The sequence below is a fragment of the Streptacidiphilus sp. EB103A genome (assembly GCF_041261405.1).
Classification (GTDB): domain Bacteria; phylum Actinomycetota; class Actinomycetes; order Streptomycetales; family Streptomycetaceae; genus Streptacidiphilus.
Genome location: NZ_JBGCAQ010000026.1, coordinates 51441 through 68368 on the forward strand (window position 1 = coordinate 51441; position 16928 = coordinate 68368).

Consider the following 16928-nt stretch of genomic DNA (forward strand, 5'->3'; position numbering starts at 1 on the left):
GTTCAGAGCCGCGAACCTCCTCGCATGTGCGAGCACCCATAGGGGTCGGCCGTGCGGCACCGGTCGGCCGGTCGCCTCCAGCACATGATCACCGACGGGTGACGTCTCCGTCCCGGCGGCGCTAGGTTGAGCCCTGTTGACACGTGGCACGGGGGATTCTTGTGATGGATCAGCAGGCCGTCCGCAGGGCCAGGCGCTCGGTCGCGGCGGTCTTCGCCGTCCACGGGGCGGTGGCCGGCAGCTTCGCCACCCGGATTCCGTGGATCAAGGACGATCTCCACCTCGGCGCCGGCGCGCTGGGGCTGGCCCTGGTCGCGCCCGCGCTCGGCTCCTCGTTGGCGATGCCGCTGGCCGGACGGCTGGTGCACGCCCGCGGCCACCGCTCCGCCGTCCGCCTGCTGATCACCCTGTTCTGCGCCACCCTGGCGCTGCCCGCACTGTCGCCGGACCTGCCGGTGCTGGCGCTGGCCCTGTTGCTGTTCGGCGCCGCGGCCGGGACGGCGGATGTGGCGATGAATGCCCAGGGCGTGGAGGTCGAGCAGCGGCTGGGCCGCTCGATCATGTCGGGGCTGCACGGGATGTGGAGCGTCGGCGGTCTGCTGGGCTCGGTGGTGGGCGCGTTCGCGGCCGGGCAGGGCTGGGACGCCCGGATCCACCTGTCGGTGATGGCGGCCGTGCTGATCGGCGTCGGGATGGTGGCCTGCCGGGGGCTGCTCGACGTGCGCCCCGAACCGGAAGCGGAGGCCCCGCCGAGGTTCGCCCTGCCGCCGCGCTCGGCCCTGGCCATCGGCCTGGTCGGCTTCTGCGCGGTGTTCGCCGAGGGCGCCAGCGGCGACTGGAGCGGGGTGTACCTGCACGGCACGGCCGGCGCCTCGGCCGGGGTCGCGGCAGCCAGTTACACGGCCTTCGCCTGCACCATGGCGGCCAGCAGGCTGGCCGGCGACGCCGCCGTGCGGCTGCTCGGGGCGGTGCGCACGGTGCGGATCGGCGGGATCGTCGCGGTGGCCGGCGGGGCACTGGTGGTGGTCTCCCGGTCACCGCTGCCGGCCATCGCCGGATTCGCCCTGGTGGGCATCGGCATCGCGGTCGTCGTCCCGCTGTGCTTCGCCGCGGCCGGCCACAGCGGCGACAACCCCAGCCGGGCCATTGCCGGGGTGGCCACGGTCACCTACACCTCGGGCCTGGTCGCGCCCGCGACCGTGGGCACCATCGCCCAGGCGACCTCACTCCCGGTCTCCTTCGGCGTGGTCACCGTGCTCGCGGTGGGCCTGATCGCCGGCGCCGGGGTGCTCGCACCCGCAGTGCGCGCGGGAGGCCCTGACGCCGGCTCGGATTCCACGAATCGTCAGGACCGATCAGAAATACCGGAAATCAGGTAGCAGCGCAATCACCGCAACCGCGATGATGGGGCGCACGGCGCGGCATGGGGGCGCGCGGGGCATCCTCGGAGGCGGTCCGGCAGTGGCACAGGACAGTGACAAAGACGGCGGCTTCGACGGCGTTTTGCCGTAGGCGATTCGGGAATGCTGCCCGCGTCTGACGTGGCACAACCGGACCGTTGGGGAAGTCAGCAGATTCAGTGAACGGGTTTTAGTACATCCGTTCGAATGGAACCAACAGATTCGACCGCGCGTCCGAACAGAACGTCAGAACGGTTGATACAAACGGCGCGCCGAAGCATCCGTACGGGTGCTATGTCGGTGATCAATGCGATACTCGGACAGCACGGTGGGACTGTCCGGAAACACCAGGCACGGAAATAACACGGGGCAGCAGGACGGATGGGGAGGTACGGCATGGGAGCAGCACTGCGTGACGACTACCGCGGGTGGCTGGCGCCCTCCGGGAACTATCCGGTGGCGGTGCCCGACTACGAAGAGCCCTGGGACTCTCCCGAGCTGGTCCCGGCACCGCACGCGCCGCAGATCACCTCGGTGCGCCCGACCGGCTTCGAGTCGGCACGGATCATCGGCGAGCACGTCCGGGTCGGCACACCGGTGATCATGGACCTCACCGAGATGACCGATGGCGACGCCAAGCGCCTGGTGGACTTCGCCTCCGGTCTGGTCTTCGGCACCCGTGGCAGCATCGAGCGGATCGCCCGCCGGGTGTTCCTGCTCGCCCCGCCCGAGGTCGAGGTCATGGTGATCGACGGCTCCGACGACAGTTCCGGCTTCTACAACCAGAGCTGACCGCTCCCACCGGAGCCGGGCCGACCACGGTCGGCCCGCTTGTCAGTGGTGCTCCGTAGGCTGGTGGCCCAGGGTTTCCCCCTGGGCCACCAGCCTTTTCAGATCCGGAGCAGGGGTGATCGCGATCATGTGGGTGCTGCACGGACTGTGGCGGGCCGACCGGCGGCTCGCCCTGTGGGCCGAGGACGGCACCGCGCACGACGGCCGCTACGGCGTCGACCCCGCCGCGTTGCGCCGCCTGCTGGCCGCGGTCGGCCCCGGTCTGGCGTGGCTGGTCGAACAGGCCGGGGCCGGGCAGTCGGTACTGCTGCTGCCCACCCGCGAGGGGTCGCCGCTGCCCTCCCCCGAACTGGTCGGGCCGCTGCGCGGCGGTCCCACGACCGGCATCCGGCTGGCTCCCTGGCAGGTCCCCTCGCTGCTGTTCACCCCGGCTCAGGCGGCCCAACTCCTGGGTGAGCTCCACGACCCCGGCAACGCGGTGCTGCAACCGGACCTGCCGGGCGCCGGGCCGGTCGAGGCGCCCTACGGCGCCTCGCTGCGCTGGCTGACCCGGGTGCACGACCTGGCCTGGCGCCTGGTCGGCCGGGGCCGGGTGCTGCCGGCCGTCGCGGACGGAGTCCCGGGGGCCCAGGAGGGTCCGTGGGCGCGCTGGGTGCCCGCTGCGGACGGGGCCGCCCGGCGCGAGGCCGCCGCGCTGGCGGCCGACTGCCCTCCGGTGTGCCGGGCCGAGGCACCGGCCGAAGGCCGGGAGTCGACCGGCGCCGCCCTGGTGGCGGACCTGCTGTCGGTCCTGGTCGACTGCGAGGTGCGGGCGGTGCTCTCGGAGCGTCCCGGCCTGCTGCCGCAGAGCCGCGGCCGCAGTCGCCCCGCCGCGACCGCCGCCGAACGCTGGCTGGCCGCGCTGACGTCCCCCAGCGGCCGGGTGCCGGCCGCCGACCCGGTTGAACTCGCCCGTGTCGGCGCTGGGCTGACGGCCTGGCACCGCTCGGCCTCGGCCGGCCGGGGGCCGCTGCGGCTGGGATTCCGACTGGCCGAGCCGTTCGAGGACGGCTGGGACCCCGGAGCTGCTCCACAGGCTGAGACTCACCCTAAGGCTGAGGTTGAGACAGATCAGGACAGTGACGACCACTGGCTGCTCGAACTGACCCTGCAGGGCCGTGACGATCCCTCCGTCCAGGTGGACGCCGCCCAGCTCTGGGAGGGCGGCGCCGCCGCAACGCCGCTGCTGCGCCTGGTCGACCGGCCGGAGCAGGCGTTCGTCGCCGAGCTGGAGCGCGCCGTCCAGTGCTGCCCGGAGCTGGAACCGCTGCTGGAGCAGCGGCGCCCGAGCCGGCTCGGGCTGGACCGGGCCGGCGCGCTCGCCTTTCTGCGCGACGCCGCCCCGGCGCTGTCCGCCGCCGGTTTCGGCGTGCTGCTGCCGACCTGGTGGGCCAGGCCGCCCTCGCTCGGGCTCGCGCTGACCGGCGGCGCGGTCCAGGCGGGTGTGGTCGAGCGGGAGAGCCTGCTCGGCAGGGAGGACCTGGTCCAGTTCCGCTGGAGCGCGGCCCTGGGCGGTGAACCGATCAGCGACGAGGAGCTGAAGGAGCTGGCCGCCGCCAAGCAGACGCTGGTCCGGATCAGGGGCCGGTGGTTCGAGGCCGACCCGGTCCGGATCGCGGCGGCCGCCGCCTTCCTGGCCCGCCGCGCCGAGGGGTTGATGGCCCCCGGCGAACTACTCCGGATCGCCCTGGACGGCAAGGAGCCGGGAACCGGTCTGCCGGTGCTGTTCACCGACGCCGAGGGACGACTCGGCGAGTTGCTCCGCCAGGTGCGTCCGGCCATGGACGCCATGGACGATCCGGCCGCCGACCGGGCGGCGGACGCGACCGGCCTCTCCCCCGAGCCGGTGGCGCTGCCCCCGGACTTCGACGCGGTGCTGCGTCCCTATCAGGAGCGGGGCCTGGCCTGGCTGGTGTTCCTGTCCCGGCTCGGCCTGGGCGGGGTCCTCGCCGACGACATGGGTCTCGGCAAGACCGTCCAGACCCTGGCGCTGCTGGCGGTCGAGCATGCGGAGGCGGTGGCTGCCGGGGGCCGTCCGAGCGGCCCGACGCTGGTCGTCTGCCCGATGTCACTGGTCGGCAACTGGACCCGGGAGTGCGCGCGGTTCGCCCCGGCACTGCGGGTCCACGTCCACCACGGCTCGGGGCGCGCGGACGGCGCCGAACTGGCCCGCGCCGTGGCCGGGGCGGATGTGGTGATCACCACCTACGGCCTGGTCCAGCGGGACTTCACCGCGCTGCGGGCGGTCGCCTGGCGCCGGGTGGTGGCCGACGAGGCGCACCACATCAAGAACGGCGCCACCCAGCAGTCCCGGGCGATCCGGGAGCTGCCGGCAGTCCAGCGGCTCGCCCTCACCGGGACCCCGGTGGAGAACCGGCTCGCCGAACTGCACTCGGTGCTGGACTTCGCCAATCCCGGGCTGTTCGGCTCGGCCGAGGCGTTCAAGGAGCGCTACTCGGTGCCGATCGAGCGCAACGCCAGTCGGCGGGCCACCGCCGAGCTGCTGCGCCGGACCCGTCCCTTCGTGCTGCGCCGCAGCAAGACCGACCCGCTGGTGGCGGCGGACCTGCCCGGAAAGCAGGAGATGACGGTGCTGTGCAATCTGACGGCCGAACAGGCCGCCCTCTACCAGGCGGTGGTCGACGATCTGCTGGCCCGGATGGAGCGCGCCAGGCTCGACCCGGCGCACACCGTGCAGCGCCGCGGCCTGGTGCTGGCGGCGCTCACCCGGCTCAAACAGATCTGCAACCATCCGGCGCACTACTCCGGCGAGCGGGGACCGCTGGGCCGCCCCCGGCTCTCCGGCCGCTCCGGAAAGCTGGCCCGGCTGGAGGACACCCTGGAGGAGGCGCTGGCCGAGGGCGACCGGACGCTCTGCTTCACCCAGTACTCCGAGTTCGGCGCGATGCTGCAGCCGTATCTGACGGAGCGCCTGGACAGCGAGGTGCTGTTCCTGCACGGCGGGATGACCAAGCGTCAGCGCGACGCCGCCGTGGACCGGTTCCAGGATCCCGACGGGCCCTCGGTGTTCCTGCTGTCGCTGCGGGCCGGCGGCGTGGGGCTGAACCTGACGGCGGCCAACCAGGTCGTCCATCTGGACCGCTGGTGGAATCCGGCGGTGGAGGACCAGGCCACCGACCGGGCGTTCCGGCTGGGCCAGCTGCGCGACGTGCAGGTGCGCCGGTTCGTCTGCGTGGGCACGGTCGAGGAACGGGTGGACGCGATGATCGAGGAGAAGCGGGCACTGGCGGACGCGGTGGTCGGTTCCGGCGAGAGCTGGCTCGGCGACCTCGGCGACCTGTCGACCGACGCGTTGCGCGAGGTGCTGGCCCTGACGGAGGACTCGGTGAGCGAGGCATGAGCACGGACGGCGCGGGCACAGGCGCCTGGTCGCGGCGGTTCCTGGCGCGGCTGGAGGCGCTGGGCGTGTTCCGGATCGAGCAGCTCGCCCCGCCGTCGCCCCAGGTGTCCGGTCTGACGGTGAGCGCGGGCTCGGTCGGGGCCCGGGTGGCGGGCTCCGACGGGCGCGGCTTCGACGTCTGGATCGAGCTGCCGGTGTTCGACGCCCGGCAGTGGGCCAGGGCCGAGCAGGCCCTCACCGAGGACGGCGAGGTCAGGGAGGCGCTGCTGGACGGCGAGTTCCCGGACGGCTTCGAGGGTGTCCTGGCCAGAGCCGGCCTCTCGCTGCTCCCGGTCCGCGCCGCGGATCTCGCCCTGGAGTGCTCCTGCCCGCAGTGGTCGGCCTGCCGTCACCTCGCAGCGGTGCTCGGCTCCCTGGCGGCAGCCTTCGACTCCGATCCGTTCCTGCTCATCGCCTGGCGCGGACGCAGCCAGGCACGGCTGCTCCGGCACCTCGCCCAGCGCCGCGCGGCAGCCGACGACCCGGTGTCCCCGACCGCCCCGCCCATACCGGAACTGCCCCTGGAGCAGCGGCTGGATGACTTCTGGACCGAGGGCGAGCAGCACCGCGCGCTGCGAGACTCCCCCGACGGCACGGCGGGTGCGGCACCCAGCCAGCTGGGGCCCTCCGGGATCATGATCCGCGGCAAATCCCTGGAAACGCTGCTGCTCCCCGCCTACGAGGCGTTCATGGATTGAGAGACATATCTGTATCTCATGCGACACAAGTGTCGCACTTGAGCTAGCATTGCCTCATGGCAACCGACCGCGACTCCGTACTCCTGGCTGCCGTCGGGGTCCTCTCCCGGCAGCCCACAGCAGCCATGGACGAGATCGCCCGCGCCGCCGGGATCAGCCGTGCCACCCTGCACCGGCTCTTCCCCGGTCGTGAAGCCCTGGTCCGGGAGGTCGCCGGTCTCGCCCTGCGCCGGATGTCCGCCGCGCTGGACGCCGCAGCCATCGAGGACGGCGACCCGGTCGAGGCCGTCCGCCGCCTCGCCGACGCCGTCGTCCCCCAGGCCGCCGAGGCCGCTTTCCTCACCGGCGAGAGCCGCCTGTTCGAGGACAGCGAGATCTGCTCGGCCTGGGAGCGGATGGACGCCCGGGTCGCCGCTCTGTTCCTGCGCGGCCAGCAGTCCGGCGCCTTCCGGGTCGAACTGCCCGCCGCCTGGCTCAGCGAAGCCTTCTTCGACCTGCTCGCCGGTGTCGGCTGGGCCGTCCAGGAGGGCCGGCTGGCGCCCCGCGAAAGCACCCGGGCGCTGACCGGACTCTTCCTCGGCGGCGCCCTCAGAACGGACCAGCAGCTTTGAATCCCCAGACGCAGCACCGAAACGGACCACCTGCCGTGACCACCTCGCCCTCCGTACCCCAGACCACCTCCGCCTACCGACATACACCCGGCCGGACCCGGTGGGTCGCGCTGTCCGTCCTCGTCCTGGCCATCCTGCTGGTGGCCGTGGACGCCACCGTGCTGTTCCTCGCCATCCCCTTCATCAGCCAGAGCCTGGACCCCTCGTCCACCCAGCTGCTGTGGATCGGCGACAGCTACTCCTTCGTCCTGGCCGGACTGCTGGTCAGCATGGGCTCGCTCAGCGACCGCATCGGCCGCAAGCGGCTGCTGCTCATCGGCACCGCCGCCTTCGGCGCCGCCTCCCTGCTCGCCGCCTACGCGCCCGGCGCGGGCTGGCTGATCGCCGCCCGCGCGCTGCTCGGCGTCGCCGGCGCCACGATCATGCCGTCCACGCTCTCGCTGATCCGCAACCTCTTCCCCGACGACCGTGAGCGCGCCCGCGCCATCGGCATCTGGGGCGCGGCCGCGACCGCGGGCGCCGCGGCAGGACCGCTGCTGGGCGGACTGCTGCTGGAGCACTTCTGGTGGGGCTCGGTCTTCCTGATCAACATCCCGATCGTGGTGCTGCTGCTGGTCCTCGGCTGGCACGTGCTGCCGGAGTCCAAGGACCGGAACGCCGGGGCCTGGGACCTGCTCAGCGTGGGTCTGTCCCTGGTGGGGATCATCGGCGTGGTCTACGCCGTCAAGGAAGCGGCCGTGGGCAACGCGCTGGAACCCGCGGTGATCGTCGCGGCCGTGCTGGGAGTCGTCTGCCTGGTCTGGTTCGTCCGCAGGCAGCTGCGACTGCCGGTGCCGCTGCTGGACGTGCGGCTGTTCGCCGACCGCCGCTTCACCGCGGCGGCGCTGGGCGCGCTGATCGCCCTGATCGGCCTGGCCGGCGTCGTGTTCTTCCTCTCCCAGTACTTCCAGCTGGTGCGCGGCTACTCGCCGCTGCAGGCCGGGCTCGCCGACCTGCCCGCCTTCGCCGGCTCCGTCGTCGGCGGTCTCACCGCTGCCTACCTGGCCCGCAGGTTCGGCAACCGGATCACCCTGTCCGGCGGGCTGCTGGCCATGGGCCTGGGCCTCGGCGCCCTGGGCTGGGTGCACGCGGAGACCTCGTACCTGCTGGTCGCCGTGGCCTTCATGGCCACCGGCCTGGCTGAGGGCATCGTCTACGCGCTGTCCACCACGATCGTGCTGGGCTCGGCGCCCGAGTCCAAGGCCGGCGCCGCCAGCGCGGTCTCGGAGACGGCCTACGAGCTGGGCACCGCCCTGGGCATCGCCCTGGTCGGCTCGGTGCTGGCCGCCGTGTACCGGTCCGGCCTGGTCCTGCCCGCCGGGGTGAGCGGGTCGGCTGCGGCCGAGGCGGAGAACTCGATCGGCGGCGCGGTGCACATCGCCGCCACGCTGCCGACCGCGACCGGCGACGCGCTGCTGGACAGCGCACGGAACGCGTTCGTCCAGGGGATGAACCTGGCGGCAATGCTCGCGGGGCTGCTGCTGATCGGCGCATCCGTGCTGGTCTGGGCGCTGCTCCGGGGCACGCGTACGGCCGGGGAGGGGTCGGGGGACCTGTCCGCCGACGCGTCGCCGTCCGAATTGCGCAAGGCCGCCTGACAGACCGTCACAGACCGTCGGGACTCAGCCCGCGGGGTCGGCGAGCAGCCTTCGAGGCCCCCACGTGTCCGCGGCTCCGGGCCGCGCCGCCCCGGGGCCGGGCCGGTGCAGAAACCATTCTGTGCCCAGGCAGAGCTCGCGCAGCTGCGGCTCCTCGAAGGCGGCGATCCGCGCCCCCCGCGCGAACTCGGACACATGGGCCCGTACCGCCTCCCATTTGACGTCCAGCCAGGGCCGCACGTCGACGGCCGCGGCGATCCGGGCGTCGGGGGTGGACGGCAGCGGCGACTCCAGCCCCAGCCCGGTGAGCGTGTGCACCAGCGACTCCGGGACGGTGGCCAGCCACAGCGACTCCACCTCCCAGGCGGCGCCCGCCTCGGGCCACTGGTGAGCGCAGGCCGCCGCCTCCACTGCGACCAGCACCGCGCGGTGCACCCGGACATGGTCGGGGTGCCCGTACATCCCGTTGGCGTCGTAGGTGGCCACGGCCGACGGCCGGAAGGAGCGGATCCGGGCCACTAGATCGGCCACCAGGTCGTCGAAGGGCGCCTCGCACAGGCTCCCCCGCCCGCGGCCGAGATGACCGGAGTCGCCGTAGGGCAGGATCCCCGACTCGTCGACTCCCAGCGCCGCCAGCGCCTGCGCCAGCTCCTTGGCCCGGATGCCGGGCCCGGCGAACGACGTCCCGTCGGCAAACTCCCCGTCCGTGCAGGTCACGACGGCGGTGCGGCGGCCCTCGGCGACGTGCTGCGCCAGCACGCCGCCGGTCCACAAGGACTCGTCGTCCGGATGCGCATGAACGGCCATCAGGCCGCGGGGTCGGTCCATCGGCATCCTCCTCGTGCTGCCCGCACCGATCCGGCCCGATGACGGAAACCCCAGCGTAGCCAACGACGCCGACATCGCCGGGGAGCGCGGCGGGGAGCGGTCACCAGCAACCGGAGACCGTCGCCGCGAGCCGGTCGAGCCCCTCCCGCGCCTGACGCCTGCCGACCGGTCCGTTCTCGACGAAGGCGAAGGCCTTCCAGCGCCCGTCGCTGCCCCGGACCACCCCCGCCAGCGCGGCGCTGTCGCGCAGGGTCCCGGTCTTGGCGTGGACCTGGCCTGCAGCGCAGCTGCTGGGCGCGGTATCGAACCGGTGCAGCCGCGCGGCCAGGGTGCCGTCCCGTCCCGCCACCGGCAGTCCCTCCAGCACGGGCCACAGCGTCCGGTGCAGGCCCGGGTCGACGGCAAGTGCGGCCAGAGCGGCGAGCGCGGCCGCCGTCATCCGGTCCTGCCGGGACAGCCCGCTGCCGTCGAACAGCCGAACCCCGGCCAGCGGCACCCGGTAGCCGTCCAGCACCTCGCGGACCAGGACGGTGCCGCCCGCCCAGGTCGCCGCCCGCCCCCGGCCCAGCGCGGCGAGCCGCAACAACCCCTCCGCAATGTTGTTGTCACTCACCTTCAGCATGTACTCGACGGCGTTGGAGAGAGGGGCGGACGTCCTGGAGGCAAGCAGCACCGCTTCCCCACCGACGGCGGGTGCGACCGCCCTGCGCAGCGGGCCTGACGGCACGGCGACTCCGGCAGCGGCCAGCCCGCGCGCGAACACGTCGCCCGCGACCAGCGCGGTGTCGTCGACCCGGTCGCCGGAAACGGCGAGGGCCCGCACCGGAGCCAGCTCGTACGGGAGGTACCCGCGCTGCCAGCCCGGGGCAAGCGTGGGGGCCGGGAAGAGCGAGTCGTCCACGCGCAGCGCGCGCAGGGCGAGCCCCTGGGCCTTGAGCGCCCGTGCGGTGTCCCCGGCGAGCCGGTCCAGACCGTCCCGGTCCAGCCGCTGGTCGCCCCCGCCCACCAGGTAGACCGTGCCGTCGGCGTAGACGGCGCGGGTGAGTTCGGTGTGGTCCGGGCCCAGCACCGTCAGCGCGGTCACGGCGGTGGCCAGCTTCAGCGTGGAGGCCGGCATGCGTCCGAGCAGCGCCCCCGAGGACCACACCGTCCGGCCTGAGCCGGCGTCCAGCACCTCGCCGACCCTGCCGGGACCGAGCCCGGCCTGAGGAAAGCGCTGCTCCAGCCGTTGGGCGACAGCGCGGTCGGCGGCATCCCCGCCTCCCGGCGCGGCAGCGGCGCGCACGGCGGCCACGGGAGCAGCGGCGGTCGCGACCGCCAGGGCGAGCGAGGTGGCGGCGAGCCGGAACACGCTGCCGCCGCCCCACCGCCGAGAACACCGGACCATGATCATCCCAGGATGATGACAGCCCGTCAGTTCGCCCCCGCGTCAACGCGCCGGGGCGCCCCGGCCTTCCACCTGCTGGACGATCCACTCGCACAGCTCATGGGTACGCAGCGCGTCTTCGGCGTCCAGCCGCCGACCCCGGCGCAGCGCGTCCAGGAACACATGGCAGGCCTGCTCGATGCCGCGCTGACGCGCCACCGGCACCCAGTCGCCCCGGCGCCGCACGGTCGGCTGCCCTCGGTGGTCGACGACCTCGGCCAGGTTGACGACCTGGCGCTTGGAGTTCTGGCCGGAGACCTCCAGGACCTCCTCGGTCGAGCCGCTGACGCGGTTCATGATGCCGAGCGCCGTGAACCCGTCCCCGGACAGTTCCAGCACCAGATGCTGCAGCAGTCCGTCCCGGAGCCGGAAGCGGACCGAGGAGTGCTCGATCTCGCCGGGGACCAGGAACCGCAGGGTGTCCACGACGTGCACGAAGTCGTCGAAGACGACGGTGCGCGGGACCTCCGGCACCGCCTCGCGGTTCTTCTGCAGCACCACCAGGTCGCGCGGCCGCTCCAGGCACTGGGCGTATCCGGGGGCGAGGCGGCGGTTGAAGCCCACCATCAGCGAACGACCGGTGGACTCGGCGAGCTCGACCAGCTTGCGGGCGCCCTCGATGGTGTAGTCGAGCGGTTTGTCGACATAGACATCTACGCCGGACTCCAGCAGCGCGGTCACGATCGGGACGTGCGCGCTGGTGCTCGCGTGCACGAACGCTGCGTCCAGCCCGTCGTCCAGCAGCGACTGCAGTTCGGTGTGACGTCCGGTCAGCCGGTACTGGTCGCCGATCCGGTCCAGCTTGTCCCGGTCGCGGGTCATCAGTCTCAGGTCGAGCCCCGGCTCGGCGGCCAGAACGGGCAGATAGGCCTTCTGTGCAATGTCGCCAAGACCGATGACGCCGACCCTCAGCGGCGGCGTGCCGCGCACCGTGTCACCGCTCATGCTGCTGCTTCTCCCACTCGCCGAACGGGATCCGGGCCAGCTCACGGATTCCCTCGGTGAGGCCCCACTCGTTCTTGCCCAGGCGCGACAGCGGCCGCATCTTCGTGATCTCCGGATGCCCGTCCACCAGCACCTCCTCGCTCACTGCAGCATGCAGCACCTCCCCGAAGACCACCGTGGAGTTGCCCAGGCACAGCGTGCTGTGCAGTCGGCACTCCAACGCCACCGGCGACCCGGCCACCCGCGGCGGCTTCACCCGCGACGACGCCTCCCGCTCCACCCCGACCGCCTCGAACTCGTCCACCCCGTGCGGAAAGTTCGTCGCTGTCTCGTTGATCTGCTCGAACATCCACTCGGGCGCGAAGTTGACCACGAACTCGCCGGTGGCCTCCACGTTCACCAGCGTGTCCTTACGGCCCACCGAGGTGAACTGCACAATGGGCGGCGAGGTGCAGGCGACGGTGAAGAACGAGTGCGGGGCTAGGTTCGCAGAAAAACCGTCGTCAGTAAGCGTGGAGACCCAGGCGATCGGCCGAGGCACCACCACCGCTGTCAGCAGACGGTAGAACGCGCCCGAGTCCATGGCCTGTGGGTCGAAGTCGATACGCATGGCGATCATTATGCCGCCAAGCGACGGCGGCGTATATCACCAGGTCAGCGGCTCAACCAAACCGCGAAGTCCAGCAGAAAGTGCCCGGTATCGGAAGGCACCGAGCTGCTGGAGCTGAGAACGCGCATGACGACACCCACTGTCTGGGACGACTTCGAGGTCCCCCTACAGGCACGCCGCGGCCAGGTGACACTCAACCTTCACGACCACCTCGCGGCTTACGTCCCGAAGCGTCCGGCCGCCTATCTCCGCATCTCCTCCGACCGCTTCGGCCTCGAAGCCGGCGTAGACCGCCAGCAGGAGGACGCCGACGACGCCAGGCGCCGCCTGCGGTGGCCAGAGTTCGCCCAGACCTACAAGGAAAACGACACCTCAGCGTTCAAGAAGAGGAAGGTCATCAAGGACGACGGGAGTGTCGACTGGATCGTGATCCGGCCGAAATTCCGCCAGCTCCTTGCGGATCTGGCCAGCGGAGTGATCGACGGGGTGATTTTCTACGATCTGGACCGCCTCGTGAGGCGCCCCAGGGATCTCGAAGACCTCATCGACATCGTCGAGTACGTCAAGCGACCGGTCCTCGGCGCCACCGGCGGCCACATGAACCTCATCAACGACAGCGACCGGCATATGGCCCGGATCATGTGCGTGATGGCGCTGAAGTCCTCCGAGGACACCTCACGCCGTGTGGCGCGTATGCACCTCGCCTGCGCCCAGGACGGGAAGATCCAGGGACGTATCGCCTACGGATGGATCCGCAAGGGCGCAAACAAGGGCACTCTCGAACCGAGCGAAGCGAATCTCGTATCCCGGATCTTCAAGGACTGCCTTACCGGAGAGACCGCCTACAGCATCGCTACTGCGCTCAACCGCGAGGGCGTGAAACCTCCCGAAGCAAAGAGCTGGTCCTCCACAATGATCAACAAGATGCTACGCAACCCGCGGTACGCGGGCATGGTCTCCTATGCCGGACTGCATCGTGTCGTTCCCGCATCGGAGTCGGATGGGTGGACCAAGGTCCTCTTCGACGACAAGGGTCGCCCTCTGCTCGGATCCTGGGTACCGATTATCAGCCCGCAGGACTGGTCACAGGTCCAGTTCGAACTACAACTCCGCCGCAGCAAGCGCGGGCTGCCCCCTGGTCGCACCCGACCCGGTATCACCAACAAATACCTCATGTCAGGGATTTTCAGGTGTGGCAGCTGCAGGGTTGGGCTCGTCGGCCATCCCGGGAACAAAGGAGAGTCGCGAGGTCGAACCTACCGCTGCCCTCCCCTGGCTCATGGCGGCTGCAGTGGGGTACGCATCGACGGGGAGGTAGCGGAGAAGGCCGTGGAGATGGCCATGGATGCCTTCCTGACGAAACTCTTCGAAACCCCGGATATCGCAGCACTTGTTGACCCTGCTCACGTCGCGGCTCTGCATAGTGAACTCGACAGCAGGTCAGAGCGAAAGCGCGAACTCATCCGGCGATGGGCCGAGGGCACACTGTCCGAGGTCGGTCTGGACGAGGACGACTACTTCCACATGTTGTCGACCTTGAACCGGAAGATCAGCACTCTTCGCGACCTCATCACCACAGCCGAGGATGGTCCATCGCGGACGGTTCCGAAGGATGACCTGATCGCCAACTGGCACAACGGGACTCTTCAGCAACGCCGCTCAGTCCTCAAGCGCTATCTGCACGGGATTGACGTGCTTCCCCTCGCCGGAGGAGCAGCGCCCGCCGACAAGGCCTTCTCAAAGGACAGGCTCATCCCACGGTGGAAGACTCCCGAAGAAGTCGCCGCATAGACCGAGGCCCTCACCCCGCCAGAGGTGAGGGCCTCGACTTCGTTCAGCGTCCCATCTGTTGCAGGAGACGCCCGAGGCGATCCACTTCCACCCTATCCAGTTGGGGGGCTTTCGCCAGGAAGGCCTCCAACCAGCCGCAACTACCTTGGCCACCTGCCCACGCCGGCTCGGTCACCCTTTCTTCCCGCAATCCCCAGTGCGGAGTGATCCTCCGTAGAGCACCGGACTCGGCTTGATTGCCCACCACTTACCTCCAGCTGACCTGTCATCGCGCGCCCAGGGCCGACATCTGCCTCGCCATGGACCTGTCGGCACGGTCACCATGTGTCCGCAGCACGAGCATCCGGAATCACTCCGGCTTGGCCGAGACGGGAAAGAGTGATAGCGCTTGACTTTCTGTCGGATCGACCGGTGCTGCCCTTGGGGCGTGACCCGTGATGATCACCCTCCGCGCGCCGCCAGAGCTACCACCTGCACTTCTGCCTCAGATCCGGAATAGCCGCAGGCCAGGTTCGATTGCCTCTCCTGTGATGATCGCGGGAGGGGGACGAGGCTGGTGACCGACCTGATGCTGTTCCGGCTGGACGACGATGGTTGGGACGTCGAGCTGCGGGGGTCGACGGTGGCGCTGGAGGTGGAGCTTCAGCGCCGGATCGAGGCGGGGATGGAGTCGATGCTCGGAATCCGCTTCCTGGCGTCGGAGTACCCGACGGGGCCCTGGCATCGGGGCCGGATCGACACCCTCGGGCTGGACGAGAACAACATCCCTGTCGTGATCGAGTACAAGAAGGGGTCCGACAACGGGGTCGTGTCGCAGGCCGTGTCCTACCTGTCGTGGTTGGACTCGGCACATCACGAGTTCGAGGCGCTGGTCAAGGAGAAGCTGGGAGCCGAGGCCGCCGAGTCGATCGACTGGCGGAACCCGCGGATAGTCTGCATCGCAGCCGACTTCTCTCACCACGACCGGGTCGCGGTGAAGCGGCTGCGCGAGCGGATCGACCTGGTGCGCTACCGGGTCTTCGACGGCGGGCTGCTCAGCCTGCTGCTGATCGACTCCGCACCGGGGGTTCACAGCCCCGGTCTCGCTCGGCGGCAGCGACGGGAGTGGGGGCTGGCCGCCGATGCCGGTGCCGGGGACGTCAAGCCGTCGGTTCGGGCGACCTCTGGCGCGGCCCCGGCCTGCCTGCAGGACCTGTACGGCGAGTTGGACGAGGCGCTCACCGCGTGGGGCGAGGTCGAGGTGGCTCCGCTGCAGCACTACATCGCCTACCGGCGGATGGTGAACCTGGCCTCGGTGATCTTCCGTCCGAGACACGAGGTGATCCTGGTCTACCTCCGAGTCGACCCGGACACGGTTCAGCTGGAGGAGGGTTTTTCCCGCGACATGCGGGGCATCGGTCACCTCGGGACCGGCGACCTGGAGGTGCGTGTCACCTCGGCGGCCGACCTTGAGAAGGCGGGACCGCTGATCCGGCGGGCGTTCGAAGCGGCCTGACGCAAGAGGAAGGGCGGCCAGTGCATCGGTCTCTCGATGCTCCAGCCGCCCTTTTGCGTCTGCGGTCCGTCGGCCCTGGCCTGGTCGGTCTCATGATGACGCCTCCGGTCCGGCCAGGACGTAGTCGTCCCGGTTCAACTCCGCTCGCAGCCTTCGCTCGGCAACGTCGGCGTAGTGCGCGGACAGCTCGACCCCGACGAACTGCCGGCCCTCGCGCAGGGCGGCAACGCCCGTGGAGCCGCTGCCGGTGAAGGGGTCGAGGACGGTGCCGCCTTCGGGGCAGATCTGGACGAGCTGCTGCATGATCTCGACCGGCTTCTGCGTGATGTGGACCCTGTCCTTACGCGGCTGGGAAGCGACGAAGTGGCCGGGCAGGTAGAGGTCACGGCCCTTCTCCAGGCTGCCCTTGACGCCCCAGGTGATGAACTCGGCCGACTGCTTGAACCCACCCTTGCGGGGTCGGCTGGCGGGCTTGATCCAGGGAATTGTGCCGCTCCAGGTCCATCCCGCCATCTGCAGGGCGTCGGACGTGGTCGGCTCCTGGCGCCAGTCGGTGAAGACCAGGGCGACGGTGTGCTCGGTCGAGGCCCGGTACGCCTCGGTGAGCAGGGCGGTCAGCCAGCTTCGGTACGAGCGCTGGTCGCGGTTCTCGCCGGGGAAGTTCTGCAGGTCGTGGGCGCTGTTGCTGGTGACGTACTTGGCGCGGGCGGTGCGGCCGGTGCGGTCCGAGCTGGTGCGTCCGCCAGAGTTGTACGGGGGGTCGGTAATGACGGCGTTGATGCTCTCGTCCGGGAGGTGCTTCAGCACGGTGAGGGCATCACCTCGGTGCAGCATGTAGCTCATGTGCGGGGCCTCTTTCAGGGCACGGCGGGACTGGGCCAGCGCCGAGCAGACGCCAACGGCGGTTGTTCGGCCCTGGGTTGTCCCGGACGTTATCCGCGGTTTCCGGCCGTGCCTAATGAGCTGCTGCTGTGGTCAGGGTCCGCTTCGGGGGTCGTTTGGTGCGGCCGGAATCCCGGTCTACTGTCTGGCCATGTCACCGAGTCGGGCCCAGCTCCGCCCCGGCTGACCTGTGCTGATCCGTGTTGCCGCGTCCAACGGGCGTTGCCTGGGAGGCATGTTGTACCCCTTCCTCGAAGCCCGTACGGAGATCCGGTGTACCGCCTGAGATTACGAGCGCGGCCGACTGCCGCGCATAACCGGAGACCGGCGTCTGGGAGCTACCAACTCCCCTGAGCCGGAACCGTCCTGAAAGG

The 16928-nt window shown here is 70.8% G+C and carries 13 protein-coding genes; 8 read left to right on the forward strand and 5 right to left on the reverse strand.

Features of this window, described 5'->3' with window-relative positions:
- The first annotated feature begins 164 nt into the window (after positions 1-164).
- The 6 genes from ABH941_RS34645 to ABH941_RS34670 all read left to right on the forward strand — a co-directional run bounded on the left by ABH941_RS34645 (position 165) and on the right by ABH941_RS34670 (position 8577).
- Positions 165-1379 (forward strand): MFS transporter, encoded by a 1215-nt coding sequence (locus ABH941_RS34645; RefSeq protein WP_370133827.1) that lies wholly within the window; start codon positions 165-167, stop codon positions 1377-1379.
- A 417-nt stretch (positions 1380-1796) separates the two neighbouring features.
- Positions 1797-2192, forward strand: coding sequence for a cell division protein SepF (locus ABH941_RS34650; RefSeq protein ID WP_370133830.1), 396 nt, complete (start codon positions 1797-1799; stop codon positions 2190-2192).
- Between the two features lie 115 nt (positions 2193-2307).
- A complete protein-coding gene (locus ABH941_RS34655) occupies positions 2308-5592 on the forward strand; it encodes a DEAD/DEAH box helicase (protein ID WP_370133833.1) in 3285 nt (1094 codons plus the stop codon).
- Positions 5589-6329 (forward strand): hypothetical protein, encoded by a 741-nt coding sequence (locus ABH941_RS34660; RefSeq protein WP_370133836.1) that lies wholly within the window; start codon positions 5589-5591, stop codon positions 6327-6329. The genes ABH941_RS34655 and ABH941_RS34660 overlap by 4 nt, the downstream gene beginning before the upstream one ends.
- 56 nt (positions 6330-6385) lie before the next feature.
- On the forward strand, positions 6386-6940 hold the full coding sequence (locus ABH941_RS34665; RefSeq protein ID WP_370133839.1) for a TetR/AcrR family transcriptional regulator: 555 nt from the start codon (positions 6386-6388) through the stop codon (positions 6938-6940).
- A gap of 35 nt (positions 6941-6975) precedes the next feature.
- Positions 6976-8577 (forward strand): MFS transporter, encoded by a 1602-nt coding sequence (locus tag ABH941_RS34670; protein WP_370133841.1) that lies wholly within the window; start codon positions 6976-6978, stop codon positions 8575-8577.
- Positions 8578-8601: 24 nt separating this feature from the next.
- On the opposite strand, the gene ABH941_RS34675 is transcribed toward ABH941_RS34670, so the two are convergent.
- The 4 genes from ABH941_RS34675 to ABH941_RS34690 form a co-directional block, all read right to left on the reverse strand.
- Positions 8602-9405: a PIG-L deacetylase family protein gene (locus ABH941_RS34675; RefSeq protein WP_370133844.1), complete on the reverse strand. Its 804-nt coding sequence runs from the start codon at positions 9403-9405 to the stop codon at positions 8602-8604.
- 100 nt (positions 9406-9505) lie between these two features.
- The gene (gene dacB / locus ABH941_RS34680; RefSeq protein WP_370133847.1) at positions 9506-10792 is read right to left on the reverse strand and encodes a D-alanyl-D-alanine carboxypeptidase/D-alanyl-D-alanine-endopeptidase; all 1287 of its coding nucleotides are present in this window, start codon (positions 10790-10792) and stop codon (positions 9506-9508) included.
- Positions 10793-10834: 42 nt separating this feature from the next.
- Complete coding sequence (locus ABH941_RS34685; RefSeq protein ID WP_370134057.1) at positions 10835-11743, reverse strand: Gfo/Idh/MocA family protein; 909 nt, start codon at positions 11741-11743, stop codon at positions 10835-10837.
- Between the two features lie 22 nt (positions 11744-11765).
- A complete protein-coding gene (locus ABH941_RS34690) occupies positions 11766-12386 on the reverse strand; it encodes a flavin reductase family protein (protein WP_370133850.1) in 621 nt (206 codons plus the stop codon).
- A gap of 126 nt (positions 12387-12512) precedes the next feature.
- Between ABH941_RS34690 and ABH941_RS34695 the strand changes: the two genes are divergently transcribed.
- A complete protein-coding gene (locus ABH941_RS34695; protein ID WP_370133853.1) occupies positions 12513-14177 on the forward strand; it encodes a recombinase family protein in 1665 nt (554 codons plus the stop codon).
- Positions 14178-14733: 556 nt separating this feature from the next.
- Positions 14734-15672 (forward strand): DUF5655 domain-containing protein, encoded by a 939-nt coding sequence (locus ABH941_RS34700; RefSeq protein WP_370133857.1) that lies wholly within the window; start codon positions 14734-14736, stop codon positions 15670-15672.
- A 90-nt stretch (positions 15673-15762) separates the two neighbouring features.
- Here ABH941_RS34700 and ABH941_RS34705 read toward each other — a convergent pair whose 3' ends face one another.
- A complete protein-coding gene (locus tag ABH941_RS34705) occupies positions 15763-16515 on the reverse strand; it encodes a site-specific DNA-methyltransferase (protein WP_370133860.1) in 753 nt (250 codons plus the stop codon).
- Positions 16516-16928 lie beyond the last annotated feature (413 nt).

Bases quoted from the DNA above. Each gene is read 5' to 3' on its own strand.
- ABH941_RS34645 (WP_370133827.1), top strand. From the start codon at position 165: ATGGATCAGCAGGCCGTCCGCAGGGCCAGGCGCTCGGTCGCGGCGGTC.
- ABH941_RS34650 (WP_370133830.1), top strand. From the start codon at position 1,797: ATGGGAGCAGCACTGCGTGACGACTACCGCGGGTGGCTGGCGCCCTCC.
- ABH941_RS34665 (WP_370133839.1), top strand. From the start codon at position 6,386: ATGGCAACCGACCGCGACTCCGTACTCCTGGCTGCCGTCGGGGTCCTC.
- ABH941_RS34705 (WP_370133860.1), bottom strand. From the start codon at position 16,515: ATGAGCTACATGCTGCACCGAGGTGATGCCCTCACCGTGCTGAAGCAC.
- ABH941_RS34675 (WP_370133844.1), bottom strand. From the start codon at position 9,405: ATGGACCGACCCCGCGGCCTGATGGCCGTTCATGCGCATCCGGACGAC.
- ABH941_RS34695 (WP_370133853.1), top strand. From the start codon at position 12,513: ATGACGACACCCACTGTCTGGGACGACTTCGAGGTCCCCCTACAGGCA.
- dacB (WP_370133847.1), bottom strand. From the start codon at position 10,792: ATGGTCCGGTGTTCTCGGCGGTGGGGCGGCGGCAGCGTGTTCCGGCTC.
- ABH941_RS34660 (WP_370133836.1), top strand. From the start codon at position 5,589: ATGAGCACGGACGGCGCGGGCACAGGCGCCTGGTCGCGGCGGTTCCTG.
- ABH941_RS34690 (WP_370133850.1), bottom strand. From the start codon at position 12,386: ATGCGTATCGACTTCGACCCACAGGCCATGGACTCGGGCGCGTTCTAC.